We start from the raw sequence: 20,542 nt of genomic DNA, 5'->3' as shown, positions 1-20,542 counted from the left end.
CCCATGAACCCAGACCTCCGCGAGCTGTTGGCACACCAGGGCGGCGTCGTCACCTGCGGCCAGGCCCTCAACCATCTGAGTCGGCGCGCGCTTCGTGACGCAGTCAAACACGGACAGCTGCAACAACTTTGGCACGGAATCTACGGTGCCGGAGAACCCGACGCCGGGTTGCGGCTGCGCGGCCTGGACCTGCTGACCGGAAGTCGAGTCGCGACCTGTCTGGCCACCGCAGCCGCCACCCACGGCTTCGACGTGGAATGCCCCCAGGAGCTGCATGTGCTGAATCCTGAAGGCAGACAGCTCCGGCCGGTCGACGGCCTGGTGGTGCACCGCCGGGAGGGCGCCCCGCTGGTGGAGGTCGACGGGAGGCTCGCCACCGCCCCGGCCTGGACTGCGATCGAGACGGCTCGCAGCCTATGGCGACCGCGTGCGCTGGCCACCCTTGACGCCGCGCTGCGCAGTGGCACCTGCACTGAACGGGAGCTGTGGGCGGCCGCGGAGCGCCAGGCCGGCCGGCGCGAGATCGTCAAGGTGCGTGACCTCCTGCCGCTGGCCGACCCGCGCGCCGAGTCACCGATGGAGAGCGAGACGCGGCTGGTGATGATCGACGGCGGCCTACCCGCGCCGGAGCTTCAGTACGAGATCGTCGACCGCAATTTCCGGACCTGGCGAGTGGATTTCGCCTGGCCAGCGTACCGGGTCGCGGTCGAATACGACGGTCTGGAGTGGCACAGCGGAGTGGGTGCGTTGCGTTACGACCGGGTCAGACGGGCTGCACTGCAGGAGGCGGGCTGGGTGGTGCTGGCTGTGATCGTCGACGATGTGCGGCACCGGCCCTACGAGTTGCTGCGACGGATCAGGTTTCAGCTGGACCGGGTGGCCTGACCCCTACTCTTTGTGAGCGTGCAGAGTTGTCCACCCTCACCTGGGGAAATGCCGGACAACTCTGCACGCTCGCGGATAAAAACTAGGCCTTGATCCGGATCTGGCCCGGTGACCACCAGCCCGAACGCGTCGCGCTGCCCAGCTCCAACTCCGCGGGCGTGGCCGGCGTGATCACCTCGAACTGACGCAGCGAGCCCCAGTCGCGGCCCCAGTCGTAATTGAGGTAGGTGGCCATCACGTGTGCCCGTAGCAGCATGTCGGAGATACCCAGCAGCCCGCCGTTGACCCCGTCCTGCCAGGTGTCGGTGTCCTGCTTCTTGGCGTTGTAGTCCGGGGTGATCCGGTACTGCGGCACCTCGGTGACACCGTTGGCGTGCAGCATCGGGTGCTGGCACGGGAAGGCCAGGCCCACCGCCCAGTCCAGCAGCACCGGCTTGTCGGAGCCGATGTAGGACTGGATGGTCTTGACCTCGGGCAGCCGCGGCGGGGTGAACGCGATCCAGTCCCGCGGGTTCAGCGACTTGTCCACGGCCACAATGCGTACCGCCACGGCGTCGGCAGGGATCTGCGCCCGCGGGTAGCGCAGGTTGCGCCACATCCGCGGCCACTCGCCGAACAGGTCGTAGGGCACCAGCCGCCCGGCGGCCACCGGGGCGCCGTCGGGACCCGGCACCCCGTACTCCAGCTGCACGTCCTGGCCGGTGGTGTAGCCCTTGAGCACACTGTTGCCGGCGATGGTGCCCGCGGCGGTCACCGCCACCAGCGGGTGACCGGCGTCGGCCGGGGGCAGCGCATACCAGGCCGAGGTCAGCTTGGACTCCTGTTGACCGTCGGTGCTGTAGCTGCCCGCCAGCGGAATCCGGGCCGGGTCCAGACCATAGGGCAGCGGCACGGTCGAGCCGTTGATTCCGGCCGTCTTCAGCTTTTTGGGGGCGTCCCAGTCGTAGTCGGTGCCGGGCTGGGTGATCGGCATCCGCAGTGACTCGGCGACCACCTTCTCCGGCACCCCGCTGGCGGTGAAGCCCACCGGGTCCACACCGCCCAACGGTCCGAGGTCGCCGTACTCCCCGGGCAGCGGCGTCAGCGAACCGTCGTTGGGGTCCGGCTCCACCAGCACGTTGTCGGCCAGCCCGCAGCCGCCCACGAACGCCCGCACATTGGCCAGGCCGTTGGAGTAGGTCGGGTATTCGCGGATGATCCCGGCCACCATCGAGGCGACGAACACGCACACCATGAAGCCGGCCGCCACCGGGATGGGCGCGGCGGTCAACGCGCGGGCCAGCCGGCCCTCGCCCCGATCACGCGGGGCGAAGTGCAGCCAGGCCGCCCAACCGGCCGCGACCGCGAACATGGCGAACAGGATTGTGCTGACGGTGATCCCGCCGATACGCGGCATGTCGGCGTTGAACGGCACCCCATAGCTGGAGACGTACCACCAGCCGTTGGTGGTGGCGAAACACAACGCCAGGATGAACAGCACCGCCGCCGCGAATGCCATCCGGTTTCTCGACCAGCGCACCACTTGTCGCGATACCAGCACCGTGGTCAGCGCCGCCATGGCTCCGGCCACCGCCGCGAACAGGCCGAAGTGGTGAACCCACTTGGTGGGCGCGAACATCAGCGAGAACATGGTCGCCAGGATGACGCCCATCAGCCGCCACACCGGGCCGCTGGCGACACCGGCAACACGCTTGCGCCGCAACATGATGAACATCGCGGTGAACAGGCACAGCGCGCAGATCAGGAAACCGAACCGCCGCGACAGCGAGCCGTCGACCGTCGGCAGGATCAGGTAGTAGTAGCGCAGGTTCTCGGTGTACCAGGCCTGGCTGGGGCCGATCGCGGTGCGAACCCTGGTGGCTTCCAGCACCGCTCGGATGGTCTGGTCGGAGAACACCACGGTCAGGATCACCGCTCCGGCGGCCAGCAGCGGCGCCACCAGCGGCCAGGTGCCGTGAATACGGTGACGACGCACCAGAATCCGCAGCAGCGGACGGCCGCCGGCCAGCAGCGCGGCCACCGCGATCAGCCCGGTGGGCTGGATGCCCAGGGTGAAGGCCGCGCAGATGATCGCCAGCGCTGCCGGGGTGAGCCGGCTGGAGATGATCGCCCGCTCCACCAACACCCAGGTGATCAGCGCGCCGACGGCGATGATTCCCTCGGGGCGCAGGCCGTTGTTGAACGGCATCCAAGCCGCCAGCAGCACCAGGCCGGCGGCCCACAGCGCGGGCTTGCTGGCCGCCACCGCGGGACCGAACCGGGGCAGCACCTCGCGGCTCAGCAGCAGCCAGCACACCAGCCCGGCGACCAGGTCCGGCAGCCGGATCCAGATGCTGGCGTCGGACACGTGCGTCATCAGCGCCAGCAGGTTGTAGTACCAGCCGAACGGGTCTTCGGGGCTGCCGAACCACCGGAAGTAGTTGCTCATATAGCCGGCGTGATCGGCCACCCGGGCCATCCCCAGGATGTAGCCGTCGTCGGAGGAGTTCGCGCCGATCACGTACCAGAGCAGGAAGCCGAAGACCACCGCCACGTCGGCCAGCGAGAAGAATCGCCACCGGCTCGGGATCAACCGGTGCATCCGGTGCCCGTCGAGCCGGTCCAGGCGCCACAGCGCCAGCACCGCGATCACGGTGGCCAGGATGGCGGCGTAGATCGCGGCCCGCTTGAGCGCCGTGGGCTTGGTGGAGAACCGGGTGTCGATGTCGGCGGTCAGCGACAGCCCGGCCGGGGCGGGACCGGCCAGATCGGTGAACACCCCGACGATCTGCGGGCGCAGGTTCGGGTCGGGCCAGCCGTAGCGCTGGGTGATCCCGCCGATGGTGGCGAAGGTTCCGGCGTGCGACGAGGTGACCTCGATATCGGTGCAGCCGGGGCCTTCCACCTTGGCCCGCGGCGCGGTGGCCAGCACCACGTTGCGGTCGGTGACGTCCACCCGCTTCTCGGTGACGGTGATGAACAGCCCGTTGAGCGCGGCGTCCTTGCCCTTGGCCGGCGCGGTGGCCAGCAGCGTGCCGCCCTCAGCGGGCAGTGCGCGCACCAGCGCGCACGGCGCCTTCACCGTCATCGAGATCGGGGTCTGCGAGATCAGCGGTGCGGTCACACTGCTCAGCTCGCCGTGCTGCGGCCAGTTCAGCGTGGCGGTGGTCTGCACCACCGGCAGCAGCGGGGTGGCCACCGACAGCAGGAAGCCCACCAGGCCGGCGACGACGGCCACCCAGCGGGTCAGTTTCACCTCGCGCGTCATGGCAGTGCTCGAATCGGTCCGGGCCGGCTCCAGCCGGTAACAGTGACAGTGCCCTGCTCGATGACGGCGTCCGGCGCGTCCTTCGCGGGGATCAGACGGTGGTAGGCCTCCACCGCACCCCAGTCGCGATACCAGTCATTGCGCAGGTAGGTCGGGACGGTGGTGGTCCAGAGCATGGCTTGGGTGATCATGAACGGCCCGCCGTCCTCGGCCGACTGCCACAGGTTCGACGACGCCGCGGTCTGCTTGTGATCGGGCATGATCCGGTACTCCGGCAGCTCGGCGATGCCCAGGTGCTCGGAGAACGGCCGTTGGCACGGGAAGTTCGCCGCGACGGCGATGTCCATCAGCACCGGGGTCTGCGAGCCCATCAACTCGCTGATGGTCTTGACCACCGGCACCCGGGGCGGGGTGAAGGCGATCCACTGCTCGGTGGACAGGTTCGGGTCGTTGGCGACGATCCGAACGGTGTCGGTGCCCGGCGGCGCCCACGCCAGCGGGAAACGCAGGTTGCGCCAGGAGTTCTGCGGCCCGATGTCGATCGGCTCCACCTCTCCCTGGGCCTGCACGGTGCCGTCTTCGGCGGTGATACCCCACTGAAGTTTCAGCGGCTGGCCGTAGTCGAGCTTGCCGTCCTCGCCGTGCGACCAGATGGCGCCGGCGGCGGTGACCACGACGATCGGGGCCCGGTCCGGCGACTGCTCCGGCAGCCGGTACCAGACCGAGGTGGCGTGCGCTGCGACCTGCTCGTGATAGGAGCCGAGCACCGGGGTGACGGCCGGGTCCAGCCCGAACGGCAGCGCCACCCGGGAGCCGTTCACCCCGTCGGGGGCGTCGTCGGGGATCTTGCCGCCGGCCGTACCCGCGGCGTCGCTCTGGTTGGCGCTGGGCTTGTTGGGGGAGGCATCGGCGTTGGGCACGCCGGGCTTGGCGATGACGGCCAGCGAGGTCAGGTCGTCGTCGACGGCATTGGGGTCGAAGCCGTACGGGTCCGAACCACCCAGCGGGCCGAGCTCGCCGTAGGTCTGTCCCGGAACCGGTTGCAGCAGTCCGGCATTGACGTCGGGCTCGGCCAGCACGTCGTCGGCCATGGCGCAGGAGGACAGGCCGGAGAAGAGAGCGTCGGCGTTGGCCCGGGCGGTGGTGTAGGCCGGGTAGCGCCCCGCGGCGGCCTTGGCCATCGAGCCGACCATCAGCAGCACCATCAGGCTGGCCACGATCAGCAGCGGAGTGGAGGCCAGGATCCGGTTGCGCCGGTTGGGCGTCACCTCGGTGTGCCCGGCGTAGTCCAGCCGGAAGTGCTGCCAGCCGGCCAGCAGGCCGGTGGCGATCGAGGCCGCCAGGAACATCGAGGTCACCGGGCGGCTGGCGATCACCGGCGGGATGTCGAACCACGGAACCCCGTAGCCGCCGACGTAGAACCAGCCGTTGACCCCCGAGGTCGCCACGGCCACCAGGAACAGCAGCGCGGTCACATACAGGGTCATGTTGCGTCGGCTGTGCAGCCCGACCCGGGCGAAGGTGAACGCGGTGAGCGCCGCCAGCGCCCCGGCCAGCCCGGCGAACCCGCCGAACTGCACCGCCCACTTGGTCGGGGTGAACGTCAGCAGCAGCAGGCCCACCGCGGTGGATCCGATCAGCCGCCAGGCCGGGCCGCTGGCCACCCCGTTGATCCGGCCGCGCCGCAGCAGCACCACCAGCATGGCGAACATACAGAACAGCAGCACCAGCACGGCGAATCGGCGGGTCAGCGAGGCGTCGACGTTCTCTTCGACGGTCAGGAAGTAGTACCGCAGGAACTCCTGGTACCAGGCGATGGTCGGGCCGACCACGTACTTGATCCGGGCCGATTCGGCGACCGCGGCCAGTGTTTGGGACCGGCACACCACCACGGCGATCACCGAGCCGGCCGCGGCCAGCACTGCCAGTGGAGCCAGCAGGCCGTCGCTGCCGCGGCGCTGGCGGATCACCGCCCCGATGGCTCGGGAGCCGGTGAGCAGGGGAGCCAGTGCGATCAGTCCGTGCGGGGCCAGCGTGGCGGTGAAGACCGCCACCAGGACCGCGCACGCGGTGGGCACCAGCCGTCGGGTGGCGATGGTGCGTTCCACCAGCACCCAGACTCCCAGGGTGCCCAGCGCGATCAGCGGTTCGGGGCGCAGGCCGTTGTTGAACGGCAGCCAGGCCGCCGCGAACATGGCCGCGGCGGTGAACACCGCCACCCGGTTGCCGGAGAGCCGGCCCAGCCGGGGCAGGATGCGGCGGCTGATGATCAGCCAGCAGGCCACCCCGGCCAGCGTGGCGGGCAGGCGCATCCACACCCCGGCGGTGCTGATCGTGCTCAACTGGCCCAGCAGCGCCGGGTACCAGTCGAACGGGGCCTCGCTGGTGCCGAAGAACCGGTAGTAGTTGGCCACGTAGCCGGCGTGCGCGACGTTGCGCGCCATCGTGAGGTTATAGCCGTCGTCGCTGGAGATGGCGCCGATGACGTGCCACAGCGCCAGCGTGCCGACGACGCCGATGTCGGCCAGCCAGGTGATCGGGTTGGCCTTGAAACAGTGCCGCCAGCTGCGCGGGGTGCGGTGGCATTGCCGCCGGTCCAGGACGGCCAGGGCCAGGATCGATGCCAGCACCGCCAGCACGCCCAGGGCCATCACGGCAGCCTTGAGGGTGGTGGGGTTGGTGATGAACCGGGTGTCGACGTCGATGCGGGCGTTCAGGCCCGGCTGCGGGCCGATCTTCAGCTCGGTGAAGACGCCGCCGATCTGCGGCTTGTTCTCCGGTGGCAGGGTGCCGGCCGCGCCGGGGATGCCGACGAAATCCGCGCCGACCTCGCCCGCGTTGGCCCACAGGTGCAGTTCGGTGCAGTCAGCGATTTTGGCGCGGGGAGCGGCCGCGGCCACCTGGTCGCGATAGGCGGCGAACACGGCGGTCTTATTGGCCCGCACGAACAGGCCGTGCGCGGTGGCGTCGACGCCGCCCGCCGGCACGGTCGACAGCACCAGGCCGCCGTTGACGCCCAGGGTGGCCATCGCCGAACAGGGGATGGTGATGTTGAGGCTGCGGGGCGCACCGGACACCAGCGGAGCGGTGACGTCGCTGACGTGGCCGTCGGCGTTGAGACCCTGGGGCCAGGCGATGGTGGCGGTGGTCTGTTTGACCGGGAGCAGCGGCGTGATGCCGCACAGCAGCACGCCGGTGACGCCGGCCACCACCGCGATCAGCCGGGCGATCCGATAGCGCTGCTTAGGCTGATCGTAGGTGGAGGACACGAGCCTCGATGTTAGGCGACCGCGTCGACGCCGCGGCGGACCATACGCAGAGTTGCCCGGCTTTGAGCGACAACCCACGTCATGTCGGGTGCAGGACGAGGTGCGCCGGGTTACGGGCCGAGGTCCTGGCCCGCGGCCTCGGCGCGCAACGCCATCACCCGCTGGTGAATCCGGTACTCGGTACTCCGCGGCATCGACGCGGGCCCGTAGCGGCCCCGCCCGCGCCGGAACACCCGGCCGTGTTCGCGTTCCCAGCGCAGGGCATCCGAGATCGCCTTCGACGGCCGCCCCGCGACGCTGAAGCCTCGCGAGTCCAGCTCCGCGGCCAGCTCGTTGATGCTGCACGTCCCGTAATGGAACAGGTGGTGGGTCAATATGTAGCGCAGTTCGATGCCGCGCAGTGATCTCCGGTTCGTCATGTGGCGAACCCTGGCACCCCGGTCCGACAGGGCAGGCAGTTGTCGCTCAGAGCCGGGCAACGCTCACATGCCTCGGCTCCGGTGACGGGCGGGGCGAGTGGGGCGGGTGACCCGGATCAGTGCCGCAGCGGCGCCGGGCTCCACAGCCCGGAGCGCACGGCGGTGCCCAGATCCAGATTCGCCGGTGTGGCCGCGGGGTAGTACGGCGTCAACTGCTGCAGGGCGCCCCAGTCGCGGAACCAGTCGTGGTTCAGATAACTGGGCACCGTGGTGGCGCGCACCAGCAGCTCGGTGATGCCCAGCGGGCCGCCGCCGTTGTTGTCCATCACCGGAGAGTTCGCCTCGGCGCCGAACCGGTCCGGCAGGATCCGCCACTTCGGCACCTCGGTCACCCCGTTCTGGTGACCGAACGGACGCTGGCAGGGGAACGCCAGGCCGACCAGCCAGTCCAGCAGCACCGGGTCCTGCGAGCCCACCACTTCCTGCAGGGTGCGCAGCTGCGGGACGCGCGGCGGCGTCACCGCGATCCAGTGCTGCGGGGCCAGGTCGTCGTCGCGGACCACCAACCGGATGCGGGTGGCCTCGGCGGGGATCGTCGACATCGGCGCGCGCAGGTTGCGCCAGGCCGGGACCGCGCCGATGTCACCGAAGTCCACGGTGCCGCCCGGCTTGTCGGCCTCGGCCCCGGCATCGGTGGCCCACTGCGCGGTGACCTCGCCGCGGTCGAAGCGGCCCGCGGCCGCCACCACCAGCAGCGGTCCGGCGTTGGCCCGGTCGGCGGGCAACCGGTACCAGGCCGAACGCAGCAGCGCGGGCACCTGAATGCCGGCGCGCCAGCTGCCCAGTACCGGCACCCGGGCCGGGTCCAGCTTGTAGGGCAGCCGGGCTCGTGAGCCGTTGATCCCCTCGCCGGAGGTGATGCCACCCTCGGTGCCGGCCTCGCCGCCGGCGACCTGGGCGTCGTCGTCGGCCAGCCGACCCAGCCCGGGCGGGCCGATCATCTGGTCGGCCGAGACGTCGGCGGGGATCCCGTTGGGGGTGAACCCGACCGAGAACGTCGCGCCCAGGGCGTCGTCGACCGGCGAGTCGACCGGGGGGAGTATCCCGGCGGTGGGGTCCTGTTCGACCAGCACATCGTCGGCCAGCCCGCACGTCTTGCCGGTGAGGGCGCCCAGGTTGGAGCGGCCCACCGTCCAGGCCGGGTATTGGCCGAGCATCGAGGCGGTCAGCGACACCACCTCGAACACGATCAGCACCCAGGAGGCGATCGCCAGCGGGTAGCCGGACAGTGCCGCCCAGCGCGGTCGCCGCTCGGCGCCGTTGGCGAAGTGGAACCAGGCCGCCACCAGGGCTGCCGCCACCGTCAGTCCCACGCCGATGGTGGCGAACGCCAGATGCCACTTGGGGAACGCGTTCGACCACGGCACCCCGAAGTTGGAGACGTACCACCAGCCGTTGACGCTGGCGAACGACAGCGCGGTGATGAACAGCACCACCGCGGTGAACAGCATCCGATTGCGCCGCGAGTGCATGGCGGCGGCGCTCACCGCGACGGCGGCCAGTGCACCCAGGGACCCGGCCAGCCCGGCGAACACCCCGAAGTGATGCGTCCACTTGGTAGGCGTGAACATCATCGCGATGAACGAGATGATGGTGATCCCGATGATGCGCCGGCTCGGTCCGGCAGCGGTGCCGGGAATCCGGCCCTTGCGCAGCGCCATCGCCACCGCCACCGCCAGCGCGACACCCAGCGCCAGCACCGGGAACCGGCGCGCCACCGAGCCGTCGGGGGTGGCCAGGAACAGCCGCTCGTAGCGGACGTGCTCCTCGAACCAGGCCAGGCTGGGCCCGACCGCGGACTTCAGCGTGCTGGCCTCGATCTCACCGGCCAGGGTCTGGTCGCGGAAGATCACGATCGCGGTGATGCTGACCGCCGCGGCGATGGGCGCCAGCAGCGGCGCCAGGCCGAACTGCTTGGAGCGCCGGTGCAAGATGGTGCGCAGCGGCCCGATCGCGACCAGCAGCGCACCGATCGACGCGATCCCGGTGGGCCCGGAGAACAACGTCATCGCGCCGATGATGCAGGCGATCGCCAGCGGCAGCAGTCGGCTGGTGGCCACCGCCCGCTCCACCGAGCACCAGGTCGCCAGGATCCCGAGCGCGATGATCGGCTCCGGACGCAGGCCGTTGTTCAGCGGCAGCCAGAACGCCAGGAACATGCCGGCCGCGGTCCAGGCCGCCGCCCGGCTGTGTTTGACGGCGTGGCCCAGGCGGGGGATCACCTCGCGGCTGATCAGCCACCAGCACGCCAGTGCCATGGCCAGGGTGGGTAGCCGCATCCAGATGCTGGAGGTGGACACGTGGGCCCACACCGCGAGCAGGTCGTAGTACCAGCCGAACGGCGCCTCGGGGGTGCCGAACCAGCGGTAGAAGTTGGCCATGTAGCCGGCATGCTCGGAGATCCGCGCCATGGTCAGGATGTAGCCGTCGTCGGAAGTGTTGGCGCCGACGAAGTGCCACCAGACCAGCACGCAGGTGACCAGGGCGTCCAGCGGGGAGGCCGACCACCAGCGGGCCGGCAGGAAGCGCCGGTGCCGGGTGCCGTCGGCGGTGTCCAGGATGTGCAGGGCGATCAGCGCGATGAGTGTCAGCGCCACCCCGAGGATCATCGCGGCCAGCTTGAGGGGGGTGGGGGCGCTGGAGAAGCGGGTGTCGACGGTGGCGGTGAAGTCCAGTCCGTCGGGCGCCGGGCCGGACAGGTCGGTGTAGACCCCGACGATCTGTGGGCGGAAGTCGTAGCCGCTGCGGGTGCCGGTCAGCGGGGAGCCGGGCTTTTCGGCGTTGGGTCCGTAGGTGAGGCCGACGAATTCGGCGGTGACCCGGTCGGCGTGCGCGGTGAAGGTCAGCTTCTGGCAGTTCGGGCCCAGCACCGCCGAAAGCGGCGCCACCACCACCGGCACGTTGCGCACCACCAGAACCAGGTCGTCGTTGACGCGTTCGATGAGCAGTCCACGATCGACGGCCTTGGGGGCCTGTTTGGGCACCGTGGACAGCAGCACCGACTTGGCCGGGGTGAGGCCGGCCGCGGCCTGGCACGGCACGCTGATGTCGAGGTCGGTGGCGACGTAGCCGATCAGCGGTGCCTGCACGCTGGCCAGGGCACCGTTCTGCGGCCAGTTGAGTTCGGCGGTGGTCTGCTTGACCGGTAATAACGGGGTGAGGATCGCCAGGAGGGTGCCCAGGATGCCGGCGACGACGGCGACGGCCCGAGCGATCCGGAAGTCGGCGCGCGTATCGGTCACGGACCAGATGCTATCGGTGCGCTCGACGGCGTCGGTCAGGTGCGGATGGCAAGCACGAACGGGCCGATCTTCTGCACGTGGAACTGCGGCCCGGCGAACAGGGCCGCATCGAGCTCCACGGTGTAGCGGCGCACATTGGGATGGTTGGGGTAGACGTCCTTGGCCAGTCGCAGCGTGTAGCTGTCCCCGGCGCCGGGACGCATCAGAAATACGGTCGGCGCCGGCCACGCCAAGTCGTCGAGCGCGTGGGTGAACTGCTCGGGGGTCTCGAGCTTGGACCAGGCCTCGATCGCGGCGGCGCGCGCGGAGAACTGCGCCAGCGGGTTGGCGTAGTGCGGCGTCAGCCCCTGGAAGCCCCAGTAGGGGTAGTAGGACAGGAAGCTGTAGTCGGCGGTGAGCACCACCGTCTCGTTGCGCGGCTTGCCCGTGGCCGCGGTGATAGCGGCATCAACGGCCTCGTAGTACTTCGCCGCGCCGGGTGGGCGCCGGTCGCCGCGATCGCCGTGGCCGTCGGTGTCGGTGTAGGCGACGGTGATGTCGGGCCGCAGTACCTCGGGAATGTCTTGGCTGAACGCGATCGCCCCGGCCAGCCCCACCGCGGTCGCGACCGGGTAGACGATGGTGTGCCAGCCGTGCGCGGCCCGGCCGAGCGCCTGGGCGCCCTCGATGAAGCCGAACACGCCGGCCGTGGCCAGCAGCACCGTCAGCGTCGGCTGGAGCCGGAAGCTCAGCAGGGTGGTGAGGGCCAGTGTGGACAGCATCGACAGCAGCGACCACAGGTAGACGCCGACGACGCCGATCGCCAGGGCCCCTGCTCGGGTTGACTTGGTGGCCCGCGTCACCAGCCACAGCGTGCCCAGCAGGCACAGTGCTCCCAGCAGCGTGAACTGCAGCATCGGGAAGCTCAGCTCGGCGCCGTCGCCGGGCAGGTAGTGGAAGGCGCTGCGCGACTCGCCGGCCGGGTGGTACAGCGCCTGCCGCAGATAAGGCGTCCAGGTGAGCGACGCGATGGCCGTGGCGATCACGCCGATCACCGCCAGCCGGCCCAGCGGGCTCAGCGCGGCTTTGGCGCCGGCGCGTTTGATCGCCCGCGACGCCGCCAGCAGCGCCGCCATCAGAGTCACCGTGAAGGCGGTGTAGGCCACCAGCAGGGTGTAGAAGGTGGCGGCAAAGCCCAGGAAGACACCGGCACCGACGACTGCGCCCCAGCCTCGGCCGGACGCCCGCAGGCCCGACCAGGTCAGGATCAGCACCGGGGGCAGCAGCACGGTGATCATCGCCGCGTAGGGCTCCGGGGAGCTGTAGGCCAGCGTCACCGCCGCCCCGGCGACGGTGGCCAGCAGCGCGTACTCGAAGCGGAGCATCTTGTTCCACAGCACCAGCGCGACCGCGACGGCCACCGTTATCGAGGTGATCGCCCACGGCTTGTACATCTCCCAGGCCGGCAGCCCGGTCCAGGCCGCGGCCCGCCCGCCGAGCCAGAACCAGCCGGGCGGGTAGAACGGCGGCAGCCCGAGGTAGGTCATGTCGGCCAACGCGGGACTGTCGGTCAGCCGGGTCAGGTATTCGGTGCGGAACTGCTGGTCCACCGAGATTCCGAACAAGTAGAGCTTGGTGGCCCCCAGCGGCATCGCCAGCGTCACCACCGAGAACGCGCTGGCGAACACCACCGCCGCCAGCCAGGCCAGCGCCTGCCGGCCGCGTCGCCACAGCACGGCGGCCGCGGCCAACCCGGCCAGGCAGCAGACCTGCCCGACGGTGGTCAGGGCGTGCAGTTGGTTCGACGACGGGTAGGCCGGCCACTGCACCCGGGCGATCGCCACCAGTGCGACCACCGCGACGACGACGGCGATGATGCCGGCCAGGATCATCTGGGCCACCGCGTTCAGCGCATTACGCACGGCCACCACCAGTCTCAACTTTCACTCGGAAAGAGATATATGCCGATTGCCCGCCTTTGAGCGACAACGATTGTCGCTCAAAGGCGGGCAACTCACCGCAGCCTTCCCCGCCGTGACGTGTGTGACGCACGAGGCTGGCGCGGCTCATCGGCTAGATGGGCAACCGGCGGAAGATCGCCCGCGGGACGTGCCGGAGCACCATCATGACGTAGCGGAACGCCCCTGGCGCCCAGACGATCTCCTTGCCCTTGGCGGCTGCGGTCACCGCCAGTTCGGCGACGTCTTCCTTGTCGACGGTCAACGGTGCTTCCTTGACATGCGCGGAGAACCGGGTGCGCACCTGGCCGGGCCGGATCACCAGCACCCCGACCCCGTCTTCGCGAAGCGCATCGCCCAGGCCGAGGTAGAAGCCGTCGAGCCCGGCCTTGGTGGAGCCGTAGACGAAATTGGTCCGGCGGACCCGCTCACCGGCCACCGAGCTCATCGCGATGATCTGCCCGAAGCCCTGAGTGCCCATCTTGCCGGCGAGCAGCACACCCACCGATACCGCTGCGGTGTAGTTGATCTGCGCGACCTGAACCGCCTTGGCCTGGTTGTGCCAGAGCTCCTCGGCGTCGGCGTCCATGCCGAATGCCACGATCGCCACATCTATATCGCCGGCGCCGAAAGCGGAGTCGATCATCGCCGGGTGGCTCGCGGTGTCCAGCGCGTCGAAGTCGACGATCCGCACCGACTTCGCGCCGGCCGCCTCCATCGCCGCCACGGCGCCGTCCCGGCCGGGATCACCGGGCAGGCAGGCCAAGATCACGCTCGCCGAGGCATTGCGCAGGTAGCGCGCACAGATCGCCAAACCGATCTCGGACGTGCCGCCCAGCAGCAGAATCGACTGGGGGTTTCCGGTTGCGTCGAACACCATCTACAGAAGCTCCAAACGTCGGGCCATATCGGAGGCGAAGATCCCGTCGGGGTCCACCTTGCGGCGCACCGCGATCCATTCGTCGATCCGCGGGTACATGGCGTGGAAATTCTCCGCTGTGGTGCGAGAGTCCTTGGCGGTGTAGAGCCGGCCGCCGAACTCCAGCACACGGCGGTCCAGCTCGTTGAGCAGCTCGTTGACGCCGGGTTTCATCGGGAAGTCCAGGCACACGTTCCAGCCGGGCATCGGGAAGCTCAGCGGCGCTTCGTTTCCCGGTCCGAACAGCTTGAACACGTTGAGCGCCGAGTAGTGCCCGCTGGCCTGGATGTCGATGATGATGCTCTTGAACTCCTCGACAGCCTCGGTGGGCACCAGGAACTGGTACTGGGCGAAACCGGCCGGCCCGTAGCCGCGGTTCCACTCACCAAGTAGGTCCAGCGGGTGATAGAACTGCGTCAGGTTCTGCACCTTGCGGCGATAGTGGCCGCCGCGACGGTAGTACAGCTCACCGATGGCGCTCAGGCTCACCTTGTTCATCAACCCGTTGGGGAAGATGTCGGGCACCGTCATCAGCTGCGGCGCGTCGAACTTCAGCGGATTGCGGGCCAGCTTCTTCGGCAGCTCGTCGCGCAAGGCCAGCCGTCCGCGGGTGATGGTGGCGCGGCCCAGTTTCGGCGGCGGGCTGATCGCGTCGAACCAGGCACTGGAATAGGTGTAGTCGGCTTCGCTGCCGTCGCTGTGGAAGGCGATGGTCTCGTCGAGAGTGGTGGTGTTGTCGCCGTCGTTGATGAAGTACGCCGTCTCGGTCGGCGTCATGGCAATCTTGGCGCGCAGGATGATCCCGGTCAGGCCGTTGCCGCCGACCGTGGCCCAGAACAATGCGGCCTCGTCACCGTCTGGAGTCAGGTGCCGCACCGAACCGTCGGCGGTCAGCAACTCCATCGACACCACGTGGTTGCCGAAGCTGCCCTCACTGTGGTGGTTCTTGCCGTGGATGTCGCAGGCGATCGCCCCACCGATGGTGACCTGGCGAGTCCCGGGCAGCACCGGCACCCACAACCCGAAGGGCAATGCCGCCTTCATCAACTGATCCAGGCTCACCCCGCCGTCGACATCGACGACACCGCGGTCGGCGGAGATCGAGTGGATCCGGTTCAGTGCGGTCATGTCGACCACCAGGCCGCCGCCGTTCTGGGCGTTGTCGCCGTAAGACCGGCCCAGGCCCCGCGCGATCACGCCCCGGCTTCCGGCGTCGGCCGCCCGCGCCACCGCCTTGGCGATGACCTCGACATCCGGGGTCGACAACACCTGCGCCACGCTCGGCGCGGTGCGGCCCCAACCGGTGAGGCGGCGTGGTGTGGTCTGCGGCTCGGTGCTCAACATCGCACATGAGGGTACCGGCAACGCGCCGGATCCTGGTTGCGCGTGACTAATGCGAGCTGTCCCGCTACGATCGCGCAATGCCTGAGACTCCTGCGAGTGAATCTTCGTCTGCCAAGCCCAAGAGCGCGGGTTTTCCGCAATCTTCCACCACCGCGTCGGCGTTGTCGGTGCCCACCATCGCCGCGTTGGCGCTGGCCGTGATCGGCATCGTTTTGGCCATTCTCGGTTGGTTCCACCCGTCGACTAGCCAGAAGTTCTCCGACGACCAGCGCGCCGACGCCAAGGGCAAGATCTGCGAGGCGCAGGCCGTCGTGCGTCAGGGCACCCAGTTCAACACCAACCTGCAGAACCCGGTCCCGGGCGACCTGGCCGGCGACCTGGCGGTGGGCACCAACGCGCGGCTTTCGCTGTTCGCCGGCGGCGCCTTCCTGCACCAGAACCTTGAGGCCAACCCGGCCACCCCGGGCGACCTGTCGAAGGCCGTTGGCGACATGGCTGACACCCTCGAGGCGCTGAGCATCAACTACCTGGCCGGGCACTCGCCCGAGGACGCCGTCCAGCAGCCGCTGCGCGACCAGCTGCGCGGGCAGATCGACGTCCTGGACAACCTCTGCCAGCAGCAGTAATTCAGCAACTATCCGGTTCAGCACCGGTTGCGCCACTGGCGCAGCCGGTGCTGATTCGTTTGGGGGGTTGATGGGATGCGGGGGCCGGACATCGTGACCTGAGAGGTCAGGTGCGCGCGGGCGGCTGGGTCCTGGATGCCGAAGCTATGTGATCGGGGTCAGGCCCGTTGGCGGTCAGTACCTTTCACCGTTGCGTAGCCCCCGCGGGCCCTGGCCGCCGGGTCTCTACGACTTGCCCGACGTCAATTCGGCTGCGTCCGTCCAGCTCCGCGCGTAGCCGCTCTAGTGCGCGAACTTGTTCGTAACAAGAGTGTTGTGCCAGAAGGCATTCCAGGTGTTACTCAACGTCGGGCTTTGCCGCGTCACGCGGCCCGCGCCGAGGCGACGGAGTGCAGGCTGCCGCGGCCGGCAATCGGCCCGCCGCCACTGTGCAGTGACCGGTAACGCTGCACGCACTCAGCAAATTCTTCGCCCTCGCCCGGTATTTGCTGAGCGATGCAGAATGTCCATTAACCTGGCATCTACCTGTGAGAACCGGAATGCCCCGATTCGTAGTAAGCCTACTTATGGAGTATCGCTAACCGAAATACGCGGCCACAAGTTCATTTACAGCGCCAGAGTCTGTCCGGGTGGAAAAGGGTTGACGGAGCCAGAATCACTGTTAACGTAGCGTTTCATCACGCTCACTGTGCTGTCGTTGTGCGCCAGCTAAGTCCGACCAAAGGGGAGACGGGTCATGGCTAGTCATCGTCAAGGGGGATCTAAGGCTCGTCGTAGCCGCGTATTCGGCGCTGGAACTGCGGTGAGCGCATTCCTGACGTTCGGCATGGCACCACTGGCGGCGTCGCCCACCGCGCACGCCGACATCGAAGACGTGTGGGTCGATCTGTTCGGTCCTGACCTGGGGACGGCCGTTGCCGATCTGAGCGCCGACTGGGGCGACCAGGCCGCCTGGGCGGTGGTCTTCGATCCGGGGAGTTGGACGCCGTTCTTCGACGGCCTGGGTGAGCCGGCCATGTGGGATGCGATTCTTGCGGATCTGAATCTGGCTGGTATCGGGGCGGCCTCGCTGGATCTGCCCGGCTCGGCCGATGCGTCCTTCAATTGGGCTGACATCAATTGGCTGATGCCGTTCGGAAACGGTGCGGACGGCACGGCCACCAACCCCGACGGTGGCGCCGGCGGCTGGATCTACGGCAATGGGGGCGCGGGTTGGGACGCCGACGGCACCGGCGCCAGCGACGACGGTGGTAACGGTGGCCAGGGCGGTCTGTTCGGCGGCGACGGTGGCGCCGGCGGTGATGGCGTCGACGGTGGTGATGGTGGCGATGGTGGTGCCGCGGGTCTGTTCGCCTGGTTCAGCCACGGCGGTGACGGTGGCGCCGGCGGCGACGCGACCACGGTCGGTGGTGTCGGTGGTACCGGTGGCATCGGTGGCGATGCTGCGCTGTGGGGCCTGTTCAGCACGGCGGGCGTCGGTGGCCAGGGCGGTGACGGGGTTGCCGGCGCGGCCGGGTTGGCCGGCAGCTTCGCCAACGGTGGCGATGGCAACGGCGGCAACGGCGGCAAGGGTGGTGCCGGCGGTAACGGTGGTGCTGGCGGCCGGGGTTCGTACTGGTTCGGCGCCGGCGGCAAGGGTGGCGCGGCTGGCGACGGTGGGAACGGTGGCGCCGGCGGCGCGGGTGCCGACGGTGCGGACGGCACCAGTCTCGACCTTGACGGCACCGGTGGCGGCAATGGTGGGTTAGGCGGCAACGGCGGCGCGGCCGGTACTGCCGGTGCCGGTGGGGCCGGTGGCTGGTTCATGGGCAGCGGTCCTGCGGGCGCGACCGGCACGGAGGGCGTCGGCGGACTCGGCGGCAACGGTGGTGGCGGTGGCGACGGCCTCGACGGCGCGGCCGGCAATGCGGGCACGGCGAGTAGCCCGGACGGTACAGCCGGTCAGGCCGGCGGCAACGGTGGTGACGCCGGGCATGCCGGTGCCGGAGGTCAGGGCGCTGGTGGTCAGGCCGGTAGCGGCACGGCGGGCGTGGCCGGTAAGGGCGGCAGCGGTGGTGCCGGTGGTGCGGGCTATGACGCGGCGACGGACTCGACTGCGGCGGCCGGTACGGCTGGCGGCAATGGCGGCGCCGGCGGTGACGCCGGCCTGGGTGGTCTGCAAGCCGACGGCACCACGCGCGGGGCTGCGGGCACGGCCGGCCTCGGCGGCAACGGTGGCGACGGTAAGGACGGTGCGGCCGGTGCCGCGGGCACCGCACTGACGCCGGACGGCAAGGCCGGTGGCGCCGGCGGTGCCGGCGGCAACGGTGGGCAGGGTGGCCTTGAGGTCGACGGCACCACGCGCGCTGTGGACGGCGTCGGTGGTGACGGTGGCGCGGGCGGCAAGGGCGGCGCCGGCTACGACGCGCTGGGTGCTGGTGCAGGGCAGGGCATTTCGGGCGGCAATGGTGGTGCCGGCGGCGACGGAGGTGTCGGGGGCACCGGTTCGACGGCGGGCACTCACGGCGTCGGGGGTGTCGGTGGCAAGGGTGGTTCGGGCACCGACGGCGCCAATGGCGGGGCCGGAACCGCCGGGGATGCCACCAACCCCGATGGCGGCGCGGGCGGCAACGGCGGCAACGGCGGTAACGCCGGCGTGGGCGGCGCGGGTGGCAGCTCCGGCAATGGCAATCATGCTGCGACCGGTACCAGCGGTTCGGCCGGTAAGGGCGGCAATGGTGGCATCGGCGGCGCGGGCTATGACGCTGCCTCCGACTTGGCCGCGGCGGCGGGTGCTGCAGGCGGCAATGGTGGTGTCGGCGGTAACGCCGGTGTCGGCGGTATGGAGGCCGACGGTTCTCGCGCGGCTGCGGGCACTGCCGGTGTCGGCGGCAACGGTGGTGACGGCAAAGACGGCCAAGACGGTGCCGCGGGTACCCAGGCCAACCCGGACGGCACCGCCGGTCAGGCCGGCGGCGCCGGGGGTAACGGCGGCCAGGGCGGCCTGAAAGCTGACAACACGCGGGCCGCTGACGGCGACGGCGGTGACGGTGGTGCCGGCGGCAAGGGCGGTGCCGGCTACGAGGGCCAGAACGCGGTGGCTGCGGGCGCGGCCGGGGAGAACGGCGGCAACGGCGGTGCCGGTGGTGCCGGTGGTGTCGGCGGAACCGGCACCAACGCGGGAACGCACGGCGCCGGTGGCGAGGGCGGTAACGGTGGGTCCGGTGGCGACGGCGCCACGGGCGCGGCCGGTGCGGCCGGCACCGCAACCCATGTGGACGGTGCGGCAGGTCAGACCGGTGGCGCCGGTGGTAACGCCGGCAAGGGCGGCGCCGGCGGCGACAACGGCGATGGAACCAACGCCGGCAGCGGCACCGACGGTTCGGCCGGCGCGGGCGGTAAGGGCGGTGCCGGTGGCGCCGGCTTCGCCGGTGTCGACGGCACCACCGGACGTGTGGACGGCACCAACGGTGGCGCCGGTGGCGCCGGTGGTGACGGCGGCCAGGGCGGTCTGGAAACCGACGGAACACGTGCCGCCCAGGGCGATGGCGGCAACGGTGGCGCCGGCGGTAAGGGCGGGGCGGGCCTCGCGGGCGTCACCGGAGCCGCACCGGGTGGCAGCGGCACCAACGGTGGGGCCGGCGGTAACGGTGGTGCCGGTGGTGCCGGTGGGCAGGGCACCAACGACGGCACGGCCGGTGCGGGTGGCGTCGGCGGCAATGGCGGTAACGGTGGCGCGGGTGCCGCGGGTTCGACCGGTGTCGATGGCACGGCCGGCAACGCGAACGGCACCGCCGGCGGTAACGGTGGTGCCGGTGGTAACGCCGGCAAGGCTGGGACCGGTGGCGCCAATGGCGACGGCGTGGGCAAGGCCCTCGATGGAACCGCTGGTACAGCCGGTGTGGGTGGTGCCGGCGGCCAGGGCGGTAAGGGCTTCGATGGTGCCAACTCCACCACCGCGGGCGTTGCCGGTGGCAATGGCGGCACCGGCGGCGCCGGTGGTAACGGTGGCCAGGGCGGCCTGAACACCAACGGCAGTCATGCTGCGCAGGGCAATGGTGGTGCCGGTGGTGCCGGTGGTAAGGGTGGTGCCGGGTATGACGCGGTTAGTGCTGGTGCGGCGGCCGGCACGTCGGGCACCAATGGTGGCGCCGGTGGTGACGGTGGTGCCGGCGGTAGCGGCACCGTTGCGGGTGCGCACGGCGTCGGTGGTGTGGGTGGCAATGGTGGTTCGGGTTCTGATGGCGCCAATGGCGGTGCTGGTACCACGGGCACCGCGCAGGACCGCACCGGTGGTGCGGGTGGCAATGGTGGCGATGGTGGTAACGCCGGTGCCGGTGGCGCCGGTGGTAGCTCGGGCGCGACCAACGCCGCCAGCGGCACCAATGGTTCGGCCGGTAAGGGCGGTAACGGTGGCGCCGGTGGGTCCGGGTATGACGCCGCTACGGATGCGACTGCTGCGGCAGGTACCTCGGGTGGCAATGGTGGTGTCGGTGGTAACGCCGGGCATGGTGGTCTGCAGGTCGGTGGCGGCCACGCCGCTGATGGCACGGCCGGTGTCGGCGGCAATGGTGGTGGCGGTAAGGACGGTGCCGCGGGTGCGGCCAGTCATACC

At 70.1% G+C, this 20,542-nt stretch carries 10 protein-coding genes; 3 read left to right on the top strand and 7 right to left on the bottom strand.

What is annotated here, in order from left to right:
• Positions 1-3 precede the first annotated feature (3 nt).
• The gene (locus N416_RS0113000; protein ID WP_024442543.1) at positions 4-885 is read left to right on the top strand and encodes a type IV toxin-antitoxin system AbiEi family antitoxin domain-containing protein; all 882 of its coding nucleotides are present in this window, start codon (positions 4-6) and stop codon (positions 883-885) included.
• Positions 886-967: 82 nt separating this feature from the next.
• On the opposite strand, the gene N416_RS0112995 is transcribed toward N416_RS0113000, so the two are convergent.
• The 7 genes from N416_RS0112995 to N416_RS0112965 all read right to left on the bottom strand — a co-directional run bounded on the left by N416_RS0112995 (position 968) and on the right by N416_RS0112965 (position 15,322).
• Entirely contained in the window at positions 968-4,132 is a 3,165-nt protein-coding gene (locus N416_RS0112995) for an arabinosyltransferase domain-containing protein (protein ID WP_024442542.1), read from the bottom strand.
• Entirely contained in the window at positions 4,129-7,401 is a 3,273-nt protein-coding gene (locus N416_RS0112990; protein WP_024442541.1) for an arabinosyltransferase domain-containing protein, read from the bottom strand. The genes N416_RS0112995 and N416_RS0112990 overlap by 4 nt, the downstream gene beginning before the upstream one ends.
• 110 nt (positions 7,402-7,511) lie before the next feature.
• A complete protein-coding gene (locus tag N416_RS0112985) occupies positions 7,512-7,820 on the bottom strand; it encodes a hypothetical protein (RefSeq protein WP_024442540.1) in 309 nt (102 codons plus the stop codon).
• A gap of 116 nt (positions 7,821-7,936) precedes the next feature.
• Positions 7,937-11,161, bottom strand: coding sequence for an arabinosyltransferase domain-containing protein (locus N416_RS0112980; protein ID WP_155943365.1), 3,225 nt, complete (start codon positions 11,159-11,161; stop codon positions 7,937-7,939).
• Positions 11,158-12,993, bottom strand: a complete 1,836-nt coding sequence (locus N416_RS0112975; protein ID WP_164517913.1) for a galactan 5-O-arabinofuranosyltransferase — start codon at positions 12,991-12,993, stop codon at positions 11,158-11,160. The genes N416_RS0112980 and N416_RS0112975 overlap by 4 nt, the downstream gene beginning before the upstream one ends.
• Before the next feature lie 181 nt (positions 12,994-13,174).
• Positions 13,175-13,939, bottom strand: a complete 765-nt coding sequence (locus N416_RS0112970) for a decaprenylphospho-beta-D-erythro-pentofuranosid-2-ulose 2-reductase (protein ID WP_024442537.1) — start codon at positions 13,937-13,939, stop codon at positions 13,175-13,177.
• Positions 13,940-15,322, bottom strand: a complete 1,383-nt coding sequence (locus tag N416_RS0112965; protein ID WP_024442536.1) for an FAD-binding oxidoreductase — start codon at positions 15,320-15,322, stop codon at positions 13,940-13,942. It lies immediately after the preceding gene.
• 77 nt (positions 15,323-15,399) lie between these two features.
• On the opposite strand from N416_RS0112965, the gene N416_RS0112955 reads away from it, so the two are divergent.
• Positions 15,400-15,948, top strand: a complete 549-nt coding sequence (locus N416_RS0112955) for a hypothetical protein (RefSeq protein WP_231384242.1) — start codon at positions 15,400-15,402, stop codon at positions 15,946-15,948.
• Between the two features lie 802 nt (positions 15,949-16,750).
• Positions 16,751-20,542 (top strand): PGRS repeat-containing protein (locus N416_RS23255; protein WP_024442534.1); only part of this gene is annotated, 3,792 nt, incomplete at its 3' end.

The organism is Mycobacterium sp. UM_WGJ, from assembly GCF_000455125.1.
In the GTDB taxonomy this organism is placed as follows: domain Bacteria; phylum Actinomycetota; class Actinomycetes; order Mycobacteriales; family Mycobacteriaceae; genus Mycobacterium.
The sequence above is the reverse complement of the archived record's forward strand: the minus strand, read 5'-3'. Positions and strand labels throughout refer to the sequence as shown.